This is a genomic window from Meiothermus sp. (assembly GCF_025056915.1).
GTDB lineage: Bacteria > Deinococcota > Deinococci > Deinococcales > Thermaceae > Meiothermus.
The window spans coordinates 1-20097 of sequence record NZ_JANWVH010000005.1; the positions used below are offsets into that span (position 1 = coordinate 1).

The 20097-nt window shown below is 61.9% G+C and carries 19 protein-coding genes; 9 read left to right on the forward strand and 10 right to left on the reverse strand.

From position 1 onward, the window contains the following. The first annotated feature begins 148 nt into the window (after positions 1–148). The 7 genes from NZN28_RS01580 to NZN28_RS01610 all read left to right on the forward strand — a co-directional run bounded on the left by NZN28_RS01580 (position 149) and on the right by NZN28_RS01610 (position 9777). Positions 149–802 carry a tetratricopeptide repeat protein gene (locus NZN28_RS01580; RefSeq protein WP_295395000.1) on the forward strand — a complete coding sequence of 218 codons (654 nt, stop codon included), beginning with the start codon at positions 149–151 and terminating at the stop codon, positions 800–802. A gap of 444 nt (positions 803–1246) precedes the next feature. Next, entirely contained in the window at positions 1247–3823 is a 2577-nt protein-coding gene (locus tag NZN28_RS01585; protein WP_295395001.1) for an outer membrane protein assembly factor, read from the forward strand. A gap of 431 nt (positions 3824–4254) precedes the next feature. Next, complete coding sequence (locus NZN28_RS01590; RefSeq protein ID WP_295395003.1) at positions 4255–5319, forward strand: alpha/beta hydrolase; 1065 nt, start codon at positions 4255–4257, stop codon at positions 5317–5319. A 295-nt stretch (positions 5320–5614) separates the two neighbouring features. After that, positions 5615–6271: a GNAT family N-acetyltransferase gene (locus tag NZN28_RS01595; RefSeq protein ID WP_295395004.1), complete on the forward strand. Its 657-nt coding sequence runs from the start codon at positions 5615–5617 to the stop codon at positions 6269–6271. Positions 6272–6323: 52 nt separating this feature from the next. Beyond that, positions 6324–8588: an FdhF/YdeP family oxidoreductase gene (locus NZN28_RS01600; RefSeq protein WP_295395006.1), complete on the forward strand. Its 2265-nt coding sequence runs from the start codon at positions 6324–6326 to the stop codon at positions 8586–8588. Then, on the forward strand, positions 8524–9387 hold the full coding sequence (fdhD, locus tag NZN28_RS01605; RefSeq protein ID WP_295395007.1) for a formate dehydrogenase accessory sulfurtransferase FdhD: 864 nt from the start codon (positions 8524–8526) through the stop codon (positions 9385–9387). Before NZN28_RS01600 ends, fdhD begins: the two co-directional genes overlap by 65 nt. Positions 9388–9450: 63 nt before the next feature. Then, positions 9451–9777, forward strand: coding sequence for a DUF503 domain-containing protein (locus NZN28_RS01610; RefSeq protein WP_295395009.1), 327 nt, complete (start codon positions 9451–9453; stop codon positions 9775–9777). Positions 9778–9825: 48 nt separating this feature from the next. Here the strand turns inward: NZN28_RS01610 and NZN28_RS01615 are convergent, their stop codons facing one another. Beyond that, entirely contained in the window at positions 9826–10164 is a 339-nt protein-coding gene (locus NZN28_RS01615; protein ID WP_295395011.1) for a DUF4342 domain-containing protein, read from the reverse strand. A 171-nt stretch (positions 10165–10335) separates the two neighbouring features. Next, the gene (locus NZN28_RS01620; protein WP_295395013.1) at positions 10336–11526 is read right to left on the reverse strand and encodes a thiolase family protein; all 1191 of its coding nucleotides are present in this window, start codon (positions 11524–11526) and stop codon (positions 10336–10338) included. 651 nt (positions 11527–12177) lie between these two features. Here NZN28_RS01620 and rodA point away from each other — a divergent pair. Together rodA and NZN28_RS01630 are read left to right on the forward strand one after the other, a co-directional pair. Next, positions 12178–13260, forward strand: coding sequence for a rod shape-determining protein RodA (gene rodA, locus NZN28_RS01625; RefSeq protein WP_295395015.1), 1083 nt, complete (start codon positions 12178–12180; stop codon positions 13258–13260). A 222-nt stretch (positions 13261–13482) separates the two neighbouring features. Further along, positions 13483–13662 (forward strand): twin-arginine translocase TatA/TatE family subunit, encoded by a 180-nt coding sequence (locus NZN28_RS01630; RefSeq protein WP_295395016.1) that lies wholly within the window; start codon positions 13483–13485, stop codon positions 13660–13662. On the opposite strand, the gene NZN28_RS01635 is transcribed toward NZN28_RS01630, so the two are convergent. The 8 genes from NZN28_RS01635 to NZN28_RS01670 all read right to left on the reverse strand — a co-directional run bounded on the left by NZN28_RS01635 (position 13659) and on the right by NZN28_RS01670 (position 20033). Next, positions 13659–14663: an ABC transporter ATP-binding protein gene (locus NZN28_RS01635; RefSeq protein WP_295395018.1), complete on the reverse strand. Its 1005-nt coding sequence runs from the start codon at positions 14661–14663 to the stop codon at positions 13659–13661. The genes NZN28_RS01630 and NZN28_RS01635 overlap by 4 nt on opposite strands. Continuing rightward, positions 14630–15310 carry a molybdate ABC transporter permease subunit gene (modB, locus tag NZN28_RS01640; RefSeq protein WP_295395019.1) on the reverse strand — a complete coding sequence of 227 codons (681 nt, stop codon included), beginning with the start codon at positions 15308–15310 and terminating at the stop codon, positions 14630–14632. Before modB ends, NZN28_RS01635 begins: the two co-directional genes overlap by 34 nt. Then, on the reverse strand, positions 15310–16161 hold the full coding sequence (gene modA, locus NZN28_RS01645) for a molybdate ABC transporter substrate-binding protein (protein WP_295395020.1): 852 nt from the start codon (positions 16159–16161) through the stop codon (positions 15310–15312). Before modA ends, modB begins: the two co-directional genes overlap by 1 nt. A 46-nt stretch (positions 16162–16207) precedes the next feature. Then, complete coding sequence (locus NZN28_RS01650) at positions 16208–16753, reverse strand: PadR family transcriptional regulator (protein WP_295395068.1); 546 nt, start codon at positions 16751–16753, stop codon at positions 16208–16210. Between the two features lie 337 nt (positions 16754–17090). Beyond that, the gene (locus NZN28_RS01655; RefSeq protein WP_295395021.1) at positions 17091–17531 is read right to left on the reverse strand and encodes a cytochrome c; all 441 of its coding nucleotides are present in this window, start codon (positions 17529–17531) and stop codon (positions 17091–17093) included. A 34-nt stretch (positions 17532–17565) separates the two neighbouring features. After that, positions 17566–18018: a cytochrome c gene (locus tag NZN28_RS01660; protein WP_295395023.1), complete on the reverse strand. Its 453-nt coding sequence runs from the start codon at positions 18016–18018 to the stop codon at positions 17566–17568. A gap of 175 nt (positions 18019–18193) precedes the next feature. Continuing rightward, positions 18194–19219, reverse strand: a complete 1026-nt coding sequence (locus tag NZN28_RS01665) for a spermidine/putrescine ABC transporter substrate-binding protein (RefSeq protein WP_295395025.1) — start codon at positions 19217–19219, stop codon at positions 18194–18196. 34 nt (positions 19220–19253) lie between these two features. Next, on the reverse strand, positions 19254–20033 hold the full coding sequence (locus tag NZN28_RS01670) for an ABC transporter permease (protein ID WP_295395027.1): 780 nt from the start codon (positions 20031–20033) through the stop codon (positions 19254–19256). Between the last annotated feature and the right edge of the window lie 64 nt (positions 20034–20097).

Below are 20097 nucleotides of genomic sequence, written 5' to 3' on the forward strand. Positions count from 1 at the left end.
GGCACGTCTCTTTGTCCCTTCTCGTTTTCGCGGGCGGCCACGTCTGTGAAGAGCGCGATAACGAGCGTCGCCCGCCGGACGTTTAGAAATCACCGAACCTCACACCCCTGGTTGCTAAGGTAAAGGCAGGGAGAGGTTGAGGCTATTCATGAACCAACTGGATGCCACCACCGGAATTGAGCGTGCCTTGCAACACCTTTCCAGGGGAGAACCTGTATTGGCTCTACGGGTATTGGACAGGGTTTCCTGGATGGATCTGGGCTGGCCTGATTACTGGCGGGTCAGGGCCGAGGCTTTTTTGATGCTGGGTGACTACAAGCAGGCCGCCAGCAGTGCCAGAGAGGGGCTGGTCGAAGACCCCGAAAACTTGCCGCTGCTCTTGCTGCACATCAAAGCCCTGGTAGAGCTGGGCGACCTGGACAGGGCCCAGTACGCCCTGAACCAGGCGCTGCGGCTGGCCCCGAACGACCTCGAGCTGCAACGGCTGGGCGACCGCCTCGAGCTGCAAATGGACCGGCGGCCCCATGCGCCCAAAACCGTCTATCGGCCCCCCACGCCGACCATCCCCGAGGAACCAGCCCACGCCCGCGACGACTGGAAGAACGCTCGAGACTGGCGTTCTGGCAGACCCATGTTCAACGAGGCCGATGCCAGCGCAATCAAACGAGCCTTCACAGGCCATACCCCGAGCATGCCCAAACCACGGGTGCAGCGGCGGAACTTTTCCTTTATTCCGGTTGGGTTTTTCCTTTTATCCCTGGCCTTCACCGCTTACTGGTTGTGGTCGTACATAAGCCGATAAGCCCATTGTTGCGGCTTTGAGCACGGTGGCTCCAGGCAATCGCCCACCCCTATTCTCACAGTTTTCAAGGTAGGCACATGTGCACAACGTCCCTCGAATAGGAGCTGGCCCAATCATTCCAGCGGACGAGATTGTGACAAGGCCTGATGGCTTCCTTCGCCGCAACCGCACACTCCCGCAGGTTCGCCCTCAGGCCCCTCCCTACCGCGTAGAGAGGGACAGGGAGGGTATGCAGGTTCAGGTCTTGTCGCCATCCGCCTCAAAAAGGTGAGGGAAGGCAGGTCATAGAAGCCTGTTGCACACGTGGAGGGTTCGGGATGACCCAGGCTCGGGGTAGTAAGCTGGAAGGGTATGCCTTTTGAACAAAACGGCGCCTTGGCTGCCGAGCGGTTGCTAAAATTTGCTCTCACTCTTGCTTCACGCGCTTCGCATATGGTTGGCAGCATGAAGCGATTAATGCCCCTGGTGATTTTATTGGGGATAGCCCTGGCAGCCCCTATCGAAGAAGTGGAGGTGCGGGGCACCGATAGCGTCCTGGCCGCGCTGGTGCGCATCTCCCTGCCTTTTGGGGTGGGCGATGAACCCGGCAATCTGGAGCAGGCCCGGGCCGCCGTCTTGGGCACGGGCTATTTCCGGGAGGCCCGGGTTCGTCTGGAAGGCAACAAGCTGGTGGTTGAGGTCACAACCAACCCGACCATTACCAAGGTCTCCGCATCTTCCCGGGCCTTTCCGGAGGCCAATGTGCTGCGCTACCTGGAAACCGAGCAGGCCATAGGGGTCGGTTCGGTCTTCAATCCCAAAAAGTCCGCCGAGGCGGCCCTCGCCCTGGCCCGCATCTACCGCAACGAAGGTTTCCCTTTCGAGCCCCGGGTGACCCCTGAGGCCAAGGATGTGCCGGGTGGGGTGGAACTCAACTTCAACGTGGAGGAAAACCCCGAACTGAGGTCGGTGGAGGTGGGCGCTGCTACCTATGTGCCCAAGGAACGGCTCGAGCCCCTCTTTCAACCGGTGGTGGAGAATGGGCGCTTCTCCTTCGAGCGCTTTCGGGATGCTGTGGGCCGTACCGCCGATGTATACGCGGCGGCTGGTTTCCGGGGCAGCGGGGTGGACTTGGTGCGCACCACCCTCTCGGAAGGCGTGCTCAGAGTGGCTTTCAGCGAACTCAAAATCGCCGAGATTAACGCTCGAGGGGTGGATATCAGTTCGCTGGGCCTCAAGGTGGGCGATCCCTTCAACCTCGACCGGATTCTCGACGGCGTCAATAGCCTATCCCGAAGCATCAGCCGGGTAATTGACTTCCGGCCCGAACGGGTGAGCCAGGACGGGGTGCGCCTGACCTTCCAGGCCGGCGAGCAGCGTTTTGGGGCCATCCGCGAGGTTCGGATCGAAGGCAATACCGCCATTCCCACCGACAAATTGCTGCCACGCCTGCGCCTCAAGCCGGGCGATGAATACAACCCAACCCTGGCCACAGAAGATTTCGCTCGAGTCCTGCGGGAATACCGCGATGCCGGCTTTGACCTGGTGGGCCAGCCCGATATCTCCTTCCGGGATGGCGTCTATGTGCAGCGCCTGCGCGAGCTTCGCATTGCCGGTTATCGCATTGAACCGGCCCTGACCCGCACCGACCCCAGTGTGTTTTTGCGCGAAATGCCCCCGGTCGGTAGTCTCTTTTCGGTGAACGCCCTGAGGCAGGGCATTACCAACATCCTTCGCACCGGCTTGCTCCGCGAACCTCCAGCGGTGCGGCCCCAGCAGGGCGAAAAGCCCGAAGACATCGTCATTGTGATGAGCTTCCGCGAAGCCCAAACCGGTAGCTTCATTCCTGGAATCTCCTGGAGCAGTCTGACGGGCTGGGAGGGCAGCATCGGCATCAGCGACACCAACCTGTGGGGGCTGGCCCACCAGTACAACGTGACCCTGGGCATCAACCCCAACGATGCCGGCCAGCTCCTCACCTTCAGTGCGTCCTACCGCATTCCCTGGATTTATGTGGATTTCGCCGACTTCAAAGACGTGCGCACCTCGTTTGGGGTCAATGTGTACAGCCAGCCGCAGGCCAACATCAACTTTCCCCTGCAACAGCAGTACAACGGCAACACCCCCGACCTGAACGGCGACGGCGTGATTGATGCCAACGACCAGACCTCAAACTGGCAGTACACCGAACGCAAATCCGGCATCAATTTCACCATATCCCGCCCCCTCAGCCGCGACTTCCCCAACCTGCGCCTCTCGGCCAGCCTGGGGTGGGAATGGAACATCCCCGCCCTGGAAGTCAACGATTCCAACCGCCCTCGCTGCTTGGTCAAAGTGGCGGATTCAGGCAACCAGGCCAATCCTTCGGTTGCCGAGGACACCGCTTGCAGCAACGCTTTGCTACAGGATGCCCAGAACCAGTTCGAGCAAAAAGTGCGGGAGTTTCAGGCCATTACCCTCAACCTCGGGGCTACCTACAGCACCCTGAATAGCCCCACCTTCCCCACCCAGGGCTTTTCGGTCAACGTCAGCACAGGCTATGGCATTACCTTTCCTAAAGGCAGTGACGTAACCCAGTATGTGCCGGTGGTGGTGACGGGCCGAAACTATTTCCAGCTCGACCAGGCGGCCCGTCAAGCCATTGGATTGCGGCTGTCTTTTGGAACCATTTTAGGAACCGCACAGGACAGTCAGAAGTTTAGCCTGGGCGGCAACTCCACCGACATCTCCACCCTGCGCGGATATGATCCCCGCTTTCTGGATAAGGGAACCACCGTCTTGAATGGCACCGTTGAGTACGGTTACGATTTTGGCCTGAGCCCTGCCGGAGGAACCAACATCTACGGGTTTGTGTTTACCGACTTTGGCCGCATCTGGCCGGCTACCGGCGACCTTGACGCCTTTTTCCTGGGCGCAGGGGTCGGCTTGCAAATCAACCTCGACTTGCTCGGAGCCATCCTGCCTCCCATCCGACTGGATTATGGCTTCAGTCAGCGCAACCCCACGGGGCGTTTTGCGCTGCGGCTGGGCCTTGGGTTCTGAGAGCCGTCCCGCACTTGATGCCCCACACGGCTGCATGGTCGTGTGGGGCGTTGGTTTCGTTCGCAGAAGGAAAGAATCTGCCGGAAGGTCACGCCTGAGCGCTCTTCACATGTCATGAGCTATTCAAGTTCGAGCAAGCCTGGTTCTGAACAGAACAGGGGCGACCTGGAATCTCGAAAACATGCGTCTTGGCCCAGACGCAACGCAGACAAGCGTGCCTCACTTCGGTGAGGCACGTCTCTTTGTCCCTTCTCGTTTTCGTGGGCGGCCACGTTTGTGAAGAGCGCGATATCCGCAGGCTGGAGTTGCCTGTCCTGGTTGTCCAGGCTCCAGCTAATTCTGATGTTTATCTCATTGACGCCCGCTGTCGGTAACAAGTTTGTAACAGAAACCCGGTAACATGAGCCGACTCAACTGTGAAGGAGGGTGTCATGGGTTCCATCCCTAACCTGCCGGGCATTTTGTCCAAGATGATCGAGACCCCGCGACTGAACCTGCACGTTCTGCTGCGGGGGGCCGCCGATGGCGTGCCGGTGCTTTTGATTCACGGCAACGCCAGCAGCAGCACCTTTTGGGAAGAGACCATGCTGGCCCTGCCCGCGGGCTTCCGCGCCATTGCGCCCGACCTGCGGGGCTACGGAGATACTGAAGACCAGCTGGTAGATGCCACTCGAGGCTGCATGGACTGGGCGGACGACCTGCTCGGCCTGATGGACGTGCTGGGCTATGCCCGCTTTCATGTGGCAGGGCACTCGCTGGGGGGCAGCGTGGTCTGGGCGCTGCTGGCGGCTGCACCGGAGCGCATCTATACGGCTACCGTAGTTGCACCGGGCTCGCCCTTTGGCTTTGGCGGCACCAAAGACCTTCAGGGCACCCCCTGCGCCCCCGACTTTGCCGGCTCCGGAGGCGGCATTGTCAACCCCGAGTTCGCCAAACTGATTGCCGAGGGGTATCGCGGCACGGAGTATCAGGCTTCTCCCCGCACCGTCATGAACAGCTTTTACTGGAAACCCCCTTTCCGGCACCCCCGTGAAGAGGCCCTGCTTTCCGCCGTTCTCTCCGAAAAGATTGGGCCTGATAAGTATCCCGGCGACCTGGAGGCCTCGCCGCACTGGCCCAATGTGGCCCCTGGCAGGTGGGGGCCGGCCAACGCCATCTCGCCCAAGTACATCGGCGACAGCGTGGAGAAGATGCTATCGGCAGCGGTCAAACCCCCCATTCTCTGGGTGCGCGGTGCCGACGACCAGATTGTGAGCGATATGAGCCTGTTCAACCTGGGCACCCTGGGCAAACTGGGGCTGGTTCCCGGCTGGCCCGGCGACGAGGTACACCCCCCCCAGCCGATGGTGGGCCAGACCCGCTATGTGCTCGAGCAGTACAAAGCCCGGGGGGGCTCCTACCGCGAGGAAGTGTTCCCGGACACCGGCCATTCGCCCCACATGGAAAAACCCGAACTGTTCGACCCGCTGTTTCACGCTCACCTCAAGGCAGTGTAGCTTGCCACAGAAGGTCGGGGCTTTACGGCAAAAGTCCCCGCTGGATGGAAATCTTCCCTGCTGGGGTAGCGACTTCGAGCAGCAGAAGGTTTTGCCCACCACCGTCGCCTCACTTCTGTTGGTAGTAGCCAACCAGGAATCTGCGGCGGCGAAGGGGTGGTGAGTTTTGGGGGTTGTATTTCCGATTCCTGGCTGCGCCCGGAAAATTCTTTCTGGCCTGGTCATTGTGCTTCTGGTTTCAAAGTTCAGGGTATTGTGAGGGGTAGCTTGACTCCTTGTGCAGCCTGAATATTCCATGCCGCCCCACCTGGATGAGTATTTTGTGGCCGCAGAGGTCGCAGCCGAGCAAATGGATGCGCTCTGGGCGCAGGGCTGGCGGCACTTTGGGGTGTATTTCTTTCGCTATAGCCATCTGCGAAACCACACCGTGCTACCCCTGCGGGTACGGCTGGCCCACCACACCCTGAGCCAGAGCCAGCGGCGGGTATGGAAGAAAAATCAAGACCTGGTGTTCAGACTGCAACCGGCTTTTGTGAACTCGGAGGTAGAGGCCTTATTTGAACGGCACAAGACCCGCTTCACCCATAGCATCCCCGAACGCATCTACAACTTTGTTTCGCGCCGTCCGGCCCGTATCCCTTGCCGCTGCCACAGCCTGACCCTGCACCACCAGGGCCGTCTGGTGGGCATCAGCTATCTGGACGAAGGGGCGCAGGCCACTTCCAGCGTCTACCAGTGCTTTGACCCCGCCTGCGCCCGCCGCAGCCTGGGCATCCTGATGATTTTGCGCTGCATTCAGCTTTCGCTCGAGTGGGGCAAGCAGTTTTATTACCCTGGCTATGCCTACCTGGAACCCTCCGAGTATGACTACAAAAAGCGCCTGGGGGCGTTGGAATACTACGACTGGGAAGGCAACTGGCGGCCCTATTCAACGGATTTGTTGAACACATAGCCGCCCCCAATGGAAAGAGCCTTAGAATAGAGCCATTCAGTGGAGGCATGGTGTGGCGCTCAAGCCGGTAAAGAAAGGGTGGAGCCCCGAGACCTGGGTCAGCCTGCGGCCTTTTGGGCTGGGGTTTCAGAAGCCCAACAACTTCCTCGAGGTTTTCCGGGCCCTGGCCGAGAACGCCGACAACCTGGAGTATGCCTGGCGCATCCTGCAAGATGGGGTCTGCGACGGCTGCGCCCTGGGCACCAGCGGCCTCCGCGACTGGACCATCCAGGGGGTTCACCTCTGCAACATCCGGCTGCGGCTCCTGCGGCTCAATACGATGGGCCCGCTGGACATAGGGCGGTTGTCCGATGTGGAGGGCCTGCGCGGCAAAAGCTCTGCCGAGCTGCGCGCGCTGGGCCGTCTGCCCTACCCCCTGCGCCGCCGCAAAGGGGAGCCCGGGTTCACCCGCATCAGCTGGGATGAGGCCCTGGATCGCATAGCCTGGAAGCTATGCAAAACCCCGCCGGACAGGATGGGCTTCTACCTGACCAGCCGGGGCACCCCCAACGAGACCTACTATGTGGTTCAAAAAGCGGTGCGGGCGTTGGGCAGCAACAACATTGACAACGCCGCGCGCATCTGCCATAGCCCCAGCACGGTGGCGCTCAAGGAGTCGCTGGGCGTGGCCGCCACCACCTGTAGTTACCGCGACCTGATTGGCACCGACCTGGTGGTGTTTTTGGGCTCCAATCCGGCGGTCAATCAGCCGGTGATGATGAAATACCTCTACTACGCCAAAAAGGCCGGAACCCAGGTGGTCTGCGTGAACCCCTACCTGGAACCGGCCATGCAGCACTACTGGATTCCCTCCGACCCCGAGAGCGCGCTGTTTGGCACCCGGATTACCGACCGCTTTTTTCGGGTGCAGCCTGGGGGCGACAGCGCCTTTCTCACCGGAACGCTCAAGCACCTGATCGAGCAAAACTGGCTCCACCACAGCTTTATTGCCGAGCATACCCAGGGCTTTGAGGCGCTGGAGGCCCAGGTAAACGCAACGCCCTGGGAGGCGCTCGAGCGGCTCTCCGGGGCCAGCCGAGCCGAGATGCTCGAGTTCGCCCTGCTGCTGGCCAAAGCCGACAAGGCCGTGCTGGTCTGGAGCATGGGCATCACCCAGCACACCACAGGCGAGGATACCGTGCAGAGCATTATTAACCTGGGGCTCGCCCGGGGCTACCTGGGGCGCGAAGGCTGTGGCCTGATGCCCATCCGGGGTCATTCGGGCGTGCAGGGCGGGGCCGAGATGGGGGCCTATGCCTCTGTCTTCCCTGGGGGCATTCCCATCAACCCCGAGACGGCGGCAGCCCTGGCCCAGCAATGGGGCTTTCCAGCGCCGAAGCAACCAGGTCTGACCGTTACGGAAATGCTCGAGGGGGGCCTCGAGGTTCTCTGGAGCATAGGCGGCAACTTTCTGGAAACCCTGCCCAGCCCTGCCCAGGCCGAGGCCCACCTGGCCCGGGTGCCGCTGCGCGTGCACCAGGACATCGTGCTCTCCTCGCAGATGCTGGTCGAACCCGCCGAGGAGGTGATTCTGCTTCCGGCCACCACCCGCTACGAGATTCCCGGCGGCTCTACAGAGACCAGCACCGAGCGACGGGTCATCTTTAGTCCGGAAATCCCCGGCCCGCGCATCGGCGAGGCCCGCTGGGAAGGGCAGGTATTCCAGGAGATTGTGGCGCGGATGTGCAAGCCCGAGCTCTCGGAGAAGGTGCGCTTTGCCGATACCGCCGCGGTGCGGGCCGAGATTGCCCGGCTGGTGCCGCTTTACGAAGGCATCCAGCACCTGCACAAGAAGGGCGATGCCTTCCAGTATGGCGGCCCCCATCTCTGCCCGGAGGGGGTCTGCCCAACCCCAGACGGGCGGGCCCGGTTCAGACCGGTCAAACTGCCAGCCAACCCCGTCCCAGAGGGTGCGTTTCGGCTGGTCACCCGGCGCGGCAAGCAGTTCAACAGCATGGTGCACGAACCCACCGACCCCATCAACGGCGCTCCCCGCGATGCCGTGCTGATGAACCCGGCGGATCTGGAAAAGCACGGCCTGAAGCCCGGCCAGCGCATCTGGCTGCACAACCGCTTTGGGGTGCTTGTTGGACAGGTTTTTCCCGCCGATGTATTCCCCGGCAGCGTGCAGGTACACTGGCCTGAAGGCAATGTGCTGATTGACCCGGCGCTGCGCTCGAGGCAAGCCAAAATTCCGGCCTACAAAGAGGCGTATGTCTATATCCAAACCCAACCACCGCAAGGGCGCCAAGACCCCCATCCGGATGCTGCGGATTGAGGACGGACGGGCCCTTGCCAGGTTCGACCACCTCGCGACCGAGGAGCCGCTGGAGATACGGTTGCGCTCGGGCCTGGGCCAGACGCGCACCCTGGCCGTGACCATGCGAACGCCGGGCCACGACTTTGAACTGGCCGCCGGGTTTTTGTTCGCTGAAGGGGTGATTGGGAGCCGGGATGAAATTCGCCGCATGGCCTACTGTACCGACCCCGGCGAACCCCAGCAGTACAACATTGTGAACATCGAGCTGTGTTCCGACACGCTACCGAACCTGGCCCCCCTCGAGCGCCACTTTTACACCAGCTCGGCCTGTGGGGTCTGTGGCAAGGCGGGGTTGGAAAACCTGCGCCTGCGCTACCGGCCCCTGGAGCCTGGTTTTCGGGTCTCGAGCGAAGTGATAGCCCGCTTGCCGGGCATCCTGGCCCAGCACCAGGGGCTGTTCCGGCAAACCGGGGGCCTGCACGCGGCTGCGCTGTTTGATGCCTCTGGCAAGCTGCTTGCCGTGCGCGAGGATGTGGGCCGTCACAACGCGCTGGACAAGCTTTTAGGCTGGGCCTTGCTGGAAAACCGGCTCCCCCTCTCAGCGCACATCGTCCTGGTCAGCGGGCGGGCCAGCTACGAGCTGGCCCAGAAAACCCTGGCAGCCGGCATCCCCATTCTGGCGGCCATCTCGGCCCCCAGCAGTCTGGCAGTGGAGCTGGCCCAGGAGTTCAACCTGACCCTGATCGGTTTTTTGCGGGGTTCGTTCAATGTCTATAGCGGCCTGGAGCGGCTCGAGGTAGGCCAGCATTTGCCGTAGCTCTCCCAGTAGGAAACACTCGCTCCCGGTTCGATGTCACACTGGATATGGCACAATCTAGGTATGAAAGCCTACCTGGGCCTCTACACCGCACGCCTCGAGATGCCCTGGGTGAAAAGCCTCAAGGAAAAACGGGCCCTGGTCAAGCCGACCATCGAGCGGCTGCGCTCGCGCTTCCCGGTCTCGGCGGCGCGGCTGGCCGGCCAGGACGACCACGACTGGGAGGTGGTCGGCTTTAGCCTGATTGGCTACGACGGGGTCTGGGTCGAAACCGTACTTCGCGAGGCCGCTGCCTTTATCGCCGCCCAGGCCGAGTACCAGGTGGTGGAAGTCTCCTGGAGCGTGGAGGAGGTGAGCCTGGACGAGCTCGTGCCCCAGCGGGTTTCTTGAGGTCCAGGTAGGCCGTTTCGCCTGTTGATTGCGCTGCGCCCGGCGGGCTCAGGCGGGCTGGTCGGGAAACTCGGTTTTGGATTCTTCCTCGAGGGTTCGCACCTCTACCTGACCGTCGCTGCGGCGCTCCACCTTGAGCTTGAACTGGGCGATAAGGCCCCCAATAGCCCCGATGGCGGCCAGGCGTGGGGCCGCCAGGGTGAGCAAGCCCCCCACCAGCACCCCCACCGTGAGCGGTAGCGAGATAAGCTCCTCCCCGTTGGGCTTGCAAATGGTCACCCGCGTGGCCGTCGCGTCGCGCAGCAGCTCCTGTACTTTGCTCACCAGCTCGCTGCCCTGCACCTGAATTTCCTCGACCCAGGTTTTGCTTTCGGCGTTCTCTTGCATAGCGCCCTCCTGTCAGCCGCAGTTTACACAAAGGCATCCAACCAAATGGTCAGGCCAGGCCGCTTCCGGTGGGTCGAGCGGCGCCCACCAATCTGCGGCACGGCGGACTCGTTGCGCCTCATCGGGTGGGGTGAATAAAGGCAAGCGGGATTGGTCGGAAAACCGCTCCACCTATGCGACCTCGACCGCCAGGGCAGTAGACCCTCCGGTGCCATGACAGATGGCCGCCAGGCCGCGTTCCTTGCCGTGGGTGTGCAGGGCATGAATCAGGGTGGTGAGGATTCGGGCTCCCGAGGCCCCAATGGGGTGCCCCAGGGCAATCGCGCCGCCATGCACGTTCAGGCTTTCCAGGGAAACCCCCAGCAGGCGGTGGAACAAAAGGTTGTTGAGGGCAAAGGCTTCGTTGTTTTCAAACAGTTGGAAGTCGGAAATCCCAAGCCGGAGCTTTTCCAGCAGCTTTTTGACCGCAGGCACCGGCGCCTCGGGGAAGCGCCAGGGCTCACCGGCGGCCCAGCTATTGCCCAGAATCCGCGCGATGGGTTTCAGGCCATGTTTCCGTATGGCCTCGGAGCTGGCCAGCACCAGGGCTGCTGCCCCGTCGGAAATTTGCGAGGCGTTGCCTGCCGTGAGCACCCCGTCTTTCTTGAAGGCTGGGCGCAGGGCCGCCAGCGATTCCAGGGTGGTCTCGGGCCGCACGCCTTCATCCTTTTCGACTTGCTCCACCCCCTTGCGGGTTCTGACCTCGAGGGGCACGATCTCCTTGCTGAAATAGCAGGCTTCCTGGGCCCTGGCCGCCCGCTGGTGGGAGTGCATCGCCACCTCGTCCAGCTCGGCACGGGTGACGCCAAATTCGGCGGCCAGGCGCTCGGTCTGGTCGCCCATGGCCTCCCCGGTAAAGGGGTCGGAGAGCCCATCCCGCTGCAGGATGTCTTGCAACTGCTCCGGTGCCCCGGCCAGGTATTTGTAGCCCCAGCGGGCCCGGCTCGAGAGGTAAAAACCGGTCTGGGTCATGGACTCCATCCCGCCGACCAGCACCACTTCGGCATCGCCATTCTTGATGGCCAGCGCACCGTTGGCTACGGCCTGCATTCCCGAGGCGCACACCATGTCCACCGCATAACCGTCCACCGTGTTGGGGATTCCTGCTTTGAAGGCCGCCTGTCGGGGCGGCAGCTGTCCATGCCCGGCCCGCAAAACCTGGCCGAATACGAACAGATCCAGGTCGGCGCCGTTTACGCCTGCTCGCTCGAGGGCTGCTTTCATCACATGCGCCCCCAGATCCACCGGAGAAAAATCCTTCAAGGCCCCACCAAACCGCCCAATCGGGGTTCGTACCGCCGAAACCACCCACACTTCGCGCATCGCTGCCTCCTGGCGATATATTACGCTATTTCCGACCACCGGCAGAAAGGCGTAAGGGGGAGGCTCGAAAGACGTCCCCGGAGCGCAGGCAGCCAGCCCACCGTTGGGTAGAAGCGGTTCGGGCGGGGCCAGGGATTTGGTGGCGGAAGGCAGGTGGTTTATTCACAATGGACCACCCACCACCCAATCTCACCTGGTTCATTCCTGAAAAAAGCTGTTGATTTCTGCGTCGCACAAAAGACCATATAACCCCACCCGAACGGTGAGCGAACTCAGGCCCGGACGCGCTCGGTTCCTCCCCGACCTTGCAGGGGAGGCCAGGTGGGGTGGCCATCCTGGCCCCCCACACTACCAGCCAATGGGGGGCCTGTCCGATACCCTTCCCAGCCCTTCCTGCGGGGTGAGAGGGTGATGCGCTAGTGGTCTTTGTTGGGCAAACCCTTGTCCTTTACAAAGAAAATGAACATGACCAGCAACAAGCCGATGACCACCGCCGCGCCAATGGTAATGATTTCGTCCATGTCTCTAATCCTCCCAATCACTCGAGCCAAAGTTTAGCACTGTTGGCGAGCCAGGGGTCAGGCTGGAATAGGTTTGTAGAAACACCATCCAAAACTGACAAATCTCACAAGTCCTGGATAGACTGAGGGGGTGACGCTGCGCCGAGTGCCGGTATTTGCCTACGACTGGGTGCTGATTGGCCTGGTGTTGCTGATTAACCTGGTCGGGCTGGTCACGCTTTACAGCGCAGCCCCCAGCCGCGGGGTCTGGGTGCAGCAACTGGTGGCCTTTCCGATTGCTTTATCGGTGGGCCTGTTGGCGCAGATGTTCTCACGCCGCCAGGTGCTCGCCTGGGCTTTCCCGCTCTACGCGGTTTCGCTGGCAATGCTGGTGCTGGTCTTGCTGGTGGGGCGCGAGATTAACGGAGCCAAGGCCTGGTTTGACCTGGGGCCCATCAGTTTTCAGCCCCTCGAGATGGCCAAGATTGGGCTGATTCTGGTGCTGGCTAAAGTGCTGGCCGCTCGGCCCCTGGAACGGCCCCTGGATTATGTATTGCCCATGGTGGTGGCTGCGCCCATCCTGGGGCTGGTGTTCATCCAGCCCGACCTGGGGGGCACCCTGGTGCTGATCGCAGGCCTGCTGGGCATTCTGTTTGTACGCGGGATGCCGGTGCAGCACATAGTGCTGGGGCTGGTCGCGGTGGTGGTACTGATTCCTACGGTGGTCTGGCCCAACCTCAGCCAGTACCAGCGGGACCGTGTTGAAATTTTGTTCGACCTCTCCAAAGACCCCCGCGGCAAGGGTTTTCAGCAGATCCAGTCCACCATTGCCATTGGCTCCGGGGGGCTGATGGGGAAGGGCTTTGGCTCCGGCACCCAGACGCAACTGGGGTTTGTGCCCGAACGCCAGACCGACTTCATCTACTCGGTGCTGGCCGAGGAGTGGGGTTTTATGGGCGCGGTCAGCCTGATGCTGCTGTATGCCCTGCTTTTCTTTCGTCTGGGCCGGATGATATTGGAATGTGTGCGAATGGAGGACCGGCTGGTGATAACCGGTGTGCTCTCGATGCTGGCCTTTCAGGTGGTGGTCAACATTGCGGTCACCCTGGGGCTGGCCCCCGTCACAGGGCTCACCCTGCCTCTGGTCTCCAAAGGGGGCTCCAGCCTGGTCATGGTGTATTTGGGGTTGGGCCTGGCCCTGTTAATGCACCGGGATCGCTACCGTGAGGTGTGAGCGAGAAAGCGGGGAGGGCCCTTCGTCTTGCAAGATTTTTTTAGGGTCAGGTTGGCTGCCGAAAGCCGAGTGCCGAAGGCCGCATGCCCAGGCGAAGCCGAAAGCGAGCAACCCATGCCCTTTGACCCCCGACAACTTCTGTAATCTTTTCACCCCCTTACGGCCTGGGTTTACAGTTGGACTCAAGCCCCTCGGCGTATACTGAAGCGAAGGAGGAAGTGTATGCCTTTAGGCCCTACCGAGCTCATCATCATCTTGCTGATTGTGGTTTTGCTGTTTGGCGCCCGCAAACTTCCGGAGCTGGCCCGGGGGCTGGGCCAGTCGGCCCGGGAGTTTCGCAAAGGCCTGAGCGACGACGATAAAAAGCCTGAGGAGAGCAAGCCGGAGCAGAAGCAGTCTTAGCCCGGTATCAGGTGCAAGAAGCGCGGCTCGAGGGCGACCTCGAGCTCCCGCCCTTCAGCCAGCCCCAGCTGGGCCTGCTTGTAGCGGGGCAACAGGAAGTCCAGGCCAACTTCCCCCACCACCAGCTCACCGCGAAGCCGCAAGCCCTGCGAATAAAGATGCCGAACCCGGCCCCGGACGCAGTTCTCGCGACCGTCTAGGGTAAAAACTTCCTCCGAACGGATGCCCACCCAGACCCGCTGCCCCACCCGGGCCCAGTCGGGGCGGGTCGCCTGGAGCGGGCCCAGCCGGGTCTCCAGGCGCACCCGGTCTTTCTGCAAGCCCAGCACCGTACCCTCCCACAGGTTGCGGAAGCCCACCAGCCGGGCCACCTCGAGCGTTGCCGGGCGGCCAAACACCTCCTCGGCGCTGCCCTCCTGCGCCAGCCCGGCCCGCGTCAGAACGGCCACCCGGTGGGCCCGCTGGGCCAGCCACTGGTCGTGGGTGGCGGCCAGGATGGGAATCTGCAAGCCCCTCAGGCGCTCCAGCACCCCGCCGAACACCTCCTCGCGGGTGGCCGCGTCCAGGGCGCTGGTCGGCTCGTCTAAGAGTAGAATCTGAGGCTCCCGGGCCAGGGCCCTCGCCAGCGCCACCCGCTGCTGCTGCCCTCCCGATAGCTGCCGCGGAAACCGCTCGGCCAGCTCGGCAATGCCCATTAGCTCGAGGTAGTCCAGGGCTTTGGGCCTGCGGGCTGGGCGGGGTAGATGGGCCAGGGGAAAGGCCACGTTCTGCCAGGCCCTCAGATGCGGAAACAGGGCGAAATGCTGCGGCAGGTAGCCCACCGGGCGCTTTTCGGCCCGCAGCCCGGTAAAGGGCTGGCCGCTGGCCGGAATCAGACCGGCCAGCGCCTTCAGCAGGCTGGTTTTGCCCACCCCGCTCTCCCCCAGCAGCACCGTGAGGCCCTCCGCACGAAGGCGGAGCCTGAGCTTTACCGGGTGCTCGAGGGCATACGCAATCTCCACACGTCCTCCAGGGTTCGCACCAGATACACCAGCGCAAAACTGACCCCCAGCAAAACCCCCGAAGCCTCCGCGGCCCGCCCAAACTGAAGGGCCTGTACCTGGTCGTAGATGTAAATGCTTACCATCTGGGTTTTGCCAGGAATGCTACCCCCCACCATCAGCACCACCCCAAACTCGCCCAGGGTGTGGGCAAAGGCCAGAATCGAGCCCGACAAAATGCCCGGCCAGGTGATGGGCAAAATCACCTCGAGCCAGACCCGCCGCCACCCCGCCCCCAGGGTGCGGGCGGTCTGAATCAGGTCCAGGTCTAAGCTGCGGAAGGCTTCCCGGTAGCCGTTGAGCGCAAAGGGCAGGCTAAAGAGCACCGAGCCCACCACCAGCCCCTCAAAGCGAAAGGCCCAGGTGAAGCCAAAGGTCTGGGCGATGGGGCCGTTCTGCCCGAGCAGCAAGAGCAGGTAAAACCCCAGCACGGTGGGGGGCAGGGTCAGGGGCAGTAGCACCATGGACTCCAGCACCCGTTTGCCCGGAAAGCGCTTGTGGGCCAGCACCCAGCCCAGCGGCAGGCCCAGCAACAGAAGTATGGCCGTGGTTACCAGGCTGACCTCAAAGGTCAGGCGCAGGGTTTGCCAGAATACCGGGTCATCCATTACTCCAGCTTCTCCCCTGGCAACAAAAACCCGTACTTGCGCAACACCCGGTGGGCTTCGGGGGTGGCGATGTAGTCGTAGAAGCGCCGAACCGGCGGGCGATCCTGCCCGCGCAGCATCACGTAGGTCTGGTTCAGGCGCAGATGGCTGCTCAAAGGCGCGAGCCAGAACACCCCGGCCTGCTCCATGGCCTCGCTTTTGGCGATGGAAAGGGCAATCAGTCCGATGTTGGTGCTGGTCAGGGCCAGCTGAGCGGCCTGGGAGATGTTTTCGCCGTAGACGAACTCGAAACTGGCCTTACCCCGCCGTAGAGGGCCTATGTCGTAGTAGGCGGGTATCCCCGCCGTCATCTCTTCCCACCTGGCTGTTCGGGTCGGGCGAAGGAGACCAAAGCGCTCCAGAAGCGTCACCCCCGCCCGTCCGTATGGGGCATGAACCGGATTGGCCATGGCCAGCCTGGTCACCCTGGGGTCGAGCAGAACCCGCGGCCCCAGCTTTCGGGGGTCGAGCCCTTGCTGAACCAGGCTGTTGGAGGCCCAGATAACCATCCGGCCCACCGCATACAGCCTGAGGGTCCCCGGCACGGTGCGTCCGGCTTCTTCCAAAAGCCTGGGGAAAGCCTCGTCGGCGGCAAAGTAGAGGTCGGCAGGCAGGCCCTGCAGGAGCTGGGTGTAGAGCTTGCCCGTGGAACCAAAGCTTAGTTCGACCCTGATACCGGGGTTCTGGCGCTCAAAACCCTGGGCAATTTCGGTCAGTGCATACAGCAAGTCCGCCGCCGCAACCACACGAACCGTGTTGCTCTGGGCCAGGCCCCACCCAAGCAACAGGCACAAGCCGAGAAAACGAATCACAATCCAGTCTCCCTATTAGTTACAGTGTAACTATATGGGACAGGGCCTATTTGGACAAGTCCACATTCCGAGCCAGAAGCCGCTCGATGAACTCGAGACTGGCCTTGGCCATCTCCTCTCGCCACAAAACCGAGACCAGATGGACCCCCTCGGCGCCTGGTTGGTGGCGCAGGTTTTCCAGGATTTGGGCAAACACACCCTTTTGAGCCTTCAGCAGCGGGGCCAGGTCGAGTCCCAGCCGAATCAAAAAGGCGATTTTGAGCCGCAGGTCGGAGCGACCATACCGCAACTGCGCCACAGGCGTGTTTAGCCAGCGCAGCGCCAGCGCCCGGCCACCGGAGGTAGCGGTAAACAGGGTTCGGGGCGGCCCCGCATCGCCCTCTTCCTGCCGCAAGGCCTCAATGAGCCCCCTGGCCTCCAGGTGCTCCAGCGCCCGATAGACCTGGGTGCGCTGGATGCGCCAGATCTCCCCCAGTTCCCCTTCAGGCGCAAACAGCGCGGCAATTCGAAACCCGTGCGAAGGCTGCTCGAGCAAAGCCGCCAGAACGGCCCAATCGGTGGTGGAAAGCTTGGGAATGGCTGCCTCGCCCATCACCCTCACAGCCTAACAAAAAGTGAGAGCGCTCTTCCCAGGCTATGAGCCTCTCCACTTCGATAAAAGCCTGGTAGCCGCCTGCATAGGGAGCCGCACCAGTACTGAGCGGGATAAGCACTGGCGAATTCAGGTTTCTAGCTTCTTGAAGAGGTTGGCCATGCCTTACGTCCTTGCTTGAATACTCCAGGGGTGTGAAAGCAGGGTTCAGAGGTAGAAGGCAGGTGTTGGAGACCCACCACCTGCCCCCGGGCCCCCACTCCCGTCTTGTGTATCCAGGGAGGTTACAGGTACGCCTGAGGTTGGTATTTGGATGTGCCCGAGTCTTGTTTCCCGGCTATTTCAGTCCGAGTGCCTTACGGGCTGCATTCACCTGGGCTGCTGTAAGGGTCTTGGCGCGTTGCGCCTTCACCTCGGCGGCAGTGAAGGGCTGCTGACCAGCGGGAAATTTGTTGCCCCACTGGGTCGAGATGTGGTTGAGCAAAGCTGCAATTTCGGCATCGCTGAGCTGGCGGTACCCCGGCATGACCCCGTTGTATTTGGCTCCCTTGACGGTAATCTCGCCGCTCATGCCCCAGAGCAATAGCTGGATCAGCCAGGCCCGGCCCCCTTTGGCGGCTAGAATGTCGGGCACATGCCCGGCCAGCGGGGGAAAAACCCCCGGTATGCCTGCACCCGTGGGCTGGTGGCACCCCTGGCATTGCTGGTACAGGGTGGGGCCGCTTTGCGCGAAGGCGGCAGTCAACATCAGAGCGAGCGCCACAAAAAGATGCTTCATGTGGTACCTCCACCAAGGATTGTACGCCAATGGCCTACGGGACGTTTATACGTGCGCGGTTGGTGCCAACTTGCTGGGGGGTTGGACGATTGCCCACACTGCGGGCGTTGGTCACCTCGGCTGGCGTGATGGGCCGGTGGTCACGGGGCAACAGCTTGTCGTTGCCCCAGGCATTGAGGATGTGATTCAGGACGGCCGCAATCTGCTCGTCGGTCAGTTGCCCGAAAGCCGGCATGACCCCGTTGTAGGTATTCCCCTTGACCCGAACCGGGCCTTGCATCCCATAAAGCAAGGCGTTGATCAGGTGCGTGCGGCCCTCGGGGGTTTTGATCAGCTCGGTGGTGTGGGCGGCCAGGGGCGGGAAGGCGCCCACCCGTCCCTGACCATTCTCACCGTGGCAAAAGGCGCAGTTCTGCTGGTAGAGCTGGGGCCCGGTTTGGGCCAGCGCCAGGCTAAAAAGGGTCAGGAAGCCCAGGAGTGTTCTCACGACTCGAGTATAGCCCTGCCCCTCCCAGCGAAAGTAAGATTTCGCCGGAAAAGAGCGTTGGTTAACGCTTTCTAAAATTCCGGACGAAATCAGGCCGCACCGAACGCCAGGTGCAACGCCGTCCGGCACGGTGTAACGGGTACTCCAGGAAGCCTCTGGTTGGAAAAACGTGGCCCTAGCGCGACTTCACCTCTGACCAGACTTTGTTGTACGCATCGGCCTGGTCGCCCAGGTCGGCAAGCAGCTCGAGGCGGGCTCGTTTTTCTTCGGTTGGATAGATGAGCGGGTTGTCCTTTTCCTCGATGCGGTCCATGGCTGCGGCCACTGGGGTGGCATAGCCAATCGAGTTGGACACTTGCGCTGCAATCTCGGGCTCGAGCAAAAAGTTGATGAACCGGTAGGCCAGCTCTTGGTTGGGGCTTTTCTTGAGAATCACCAGGTTGTCGGTCCAGAGCGTGGCCCCTTCCACCGGTATCACATACTTGAGCTTGGGGTTCTCGGGCTGCGCCGCCAGGATATCGCCCGAATAAGCAGGCCCCACCGCAATATCCCCCGAAATCAAGCGGTCTCGGATGCTGGTGCCCCCCGCAAACCCCAGGGAGCGGCGCTTGGCCTCCAGCAACAGCGCCTGCACCTCGGCCAGCTTGGCCGCATCGGTGGTGTTGACCGACTCGCCCTTAAACTTGAGCGCAGCCCCCATCATCTCGCGCATCTCGTCGAGCAGCAAAAACCGCCCCACCTGCTTCTGGGGGTCAAAGAGCACCGCCCAGCTCTCCACCGGCCCGCTGACCAGGTCCTCCCGGTAGGCCAGCCCGGTGGTGCCCCACTGGTACACCACGCTGTACTTGCCGCCCGGGTCAAAGGCGGGGTCGGCGAACTGTGGGTCAAGGTTCTTCAGGTTGGGAATTTGGGTCTTGTCCAGCTCTTGCAGGCTGCCAGCCCGGGCCAGTGAGCCTACGGTGTAGTCGGGGGTGATGAGCAGGTCAAATTCGCTGTCACCCCCCGCCTGTAGCTTCGAAAGCATGGCCTCGGGGGAGTCGTAGGTGTCCTCCACCACCTTAATGCCCTCGCGCTTTTCAAACTCTTCCAGCACCTCGCGGGGCATATAGTCCGACCAGTTCAAAAGCCGAAGCTCCTTTTTCTGCTGGCCACAGCCCGCAACCAGCAACACCAGCAAAGCTATCAACCAAACTCTGTGCACTCGCCACCTCCCCTGTCCGGCCCTGGTGCAAGGCTCAGGCCCGTTTTCTCCAGAACAGTGTCCCAAGAAGCAGAACCAAAATTGTAATCCCCACCATCAAGGTGGAGAGGGCATGGATCTCGGGGCTAACCCCCAACTTGACCGAGGAATAGATGTAGAGCGGCAGGGTGGTCGAGCCGGGCCCAGCCGTGAAAAAGGTCACCACAAAGTCGTCCAGGGAAAGGCTAAAGGCCAGCAGGGCCCCCGAGACCACCCCCGGCATAATCAGGGGCAGCGTCACCTCGCGGAAGGTCAGCCAAGGGGTCGCGCCCAGGTCTTTGGCGGCTTCTTCCAGGGTCGGGTCGAGCAGCATCAGCCGGGCCCGAACCACCAGGGTCACGTAGGCAATCTGAAAGCTGATGTGGGCCAGGATGATGGTAAAGAGCGAGAGCCTAGGCCAGCCAATCGCATCCCGCACCACATCAAACAACAGCAGCAGCGAGATGCCCATCACCACATCCGGCACCACCACCGGCACATACAGCAAGTAGCGCAGAGCGCTTTGCAAGCGGAACTGGTAGCGCACCAGCCCCACCGCCAGAAGGGTGCCCAGAATGGTAGAAACTATCGTGGAAACCACGGCCACAATCAGGGTGTTGGTGAGGTACTCCAGAATTCGCTCGTTGCTGAAAAGCCGAATATACCAATCGAAGGTCAGGCCGGTGAAGCGCACCCCAAAGCGGCTTTTGTTGAAGGAGAGCGCCACAATCACCACAATCGGCAGGTACAAAAAGGCGAACACCAGCCAGGCGTGAATAGAGAGCAGGCGCTTCATGCCGACCTCCTACGCGCACGTGACTGCGAGAAAGTCCATCGCTCGGAGCAGAGCGCCCCACCCA

Coding starts and splice junctions, on each gene's coding strand:
- NZN28_RS01585 (WP_295395001.1), top strand. CDS start 1,247: ATGAAGCGATTAATGCCCCTGGTGATTTTATTGGGGATAGCCCTGGCA.
- fdhD (WP_295395007.1), top strand. CDS start 8,524: ATGTCTATATCCAAACCCAACCACCGCAAGGGCGCCAAGACCCCCATC.
- NZN28_RS01630 (WP_295395016.1), top strand. CDS start 13,483: ATGCCTTTAGGCCCTACCGAGCTCATCATCATCTTGCTGATTGTGGTT.
- NZN28_RS01595 (WP_295395004.1), top strand. CDS start 5,615: ATGCCGCCCCACCTGGATGAGTATTTTGTGGCCGCAGAGGTCGCAGCC.
- NZN28_RS01615 (WP_295395011.1), bottom strand. CDS start 10,164: ATGCAAGAGAACGCCGAAAGCAAAACCTGGGTCGAGGAAATTCAGGTG.
- NZN28_RS01650 (WP_295395068.1), bottom strand. CDS start 16,753: ATGGGCGAGGCAGCCATTCCCAAGCTTTCCACCACCGATTGGGCCGTT.
- NZN28_RS01610 (WP_295395009.1), top strand. CDS start 9,451: ATGAAAGCCTACCTGGGCCTCTACACCGCACGCCTCGAGATGCCCTGG.
- NZN28_RS01620 (WP_295395013.1), bottom strand. CDS start 11,526: ATGCGCGAAGTGTGGGTGGTTTCGGCGGTACGAACCCCGATTGGGCGG.
- NZN28_RS01655 (WP_295395021.1), bottom strand. CDS start 17,531: ATGAAGCATCTTTTTGTGGCGCTCGCTCTGATGTTGACTGCCGCCTTC.
- NZN28_RS01580 (WP_295395000.1), top strand. CDS start 149: ATGAACCAACTGGATGCCACCACCGGAATTGAGCGTGCCTTGCAACAC.
- NZN28_RS01590 (WP_295395003.1), top strand. CDS start 4,255: ATGGGTTCCATCCCTAACCTGCCGGGCATTTTGTCCAAGATGATCGAG.
- NZN28_RS01670 (WP_295395027.1), bottom strand. CDS start 20,033: ATGAAGCGCCTGCTCTCTATTCACGCCTGGCTGGTGTTCGCCTTTTTG.
- modB (WP_295395019.1), bottom strand. CDS start 15,310: ATGGATGACCCGGTATTCTGGCAAACCCTGCGCCTGACCTTTGAGGTC.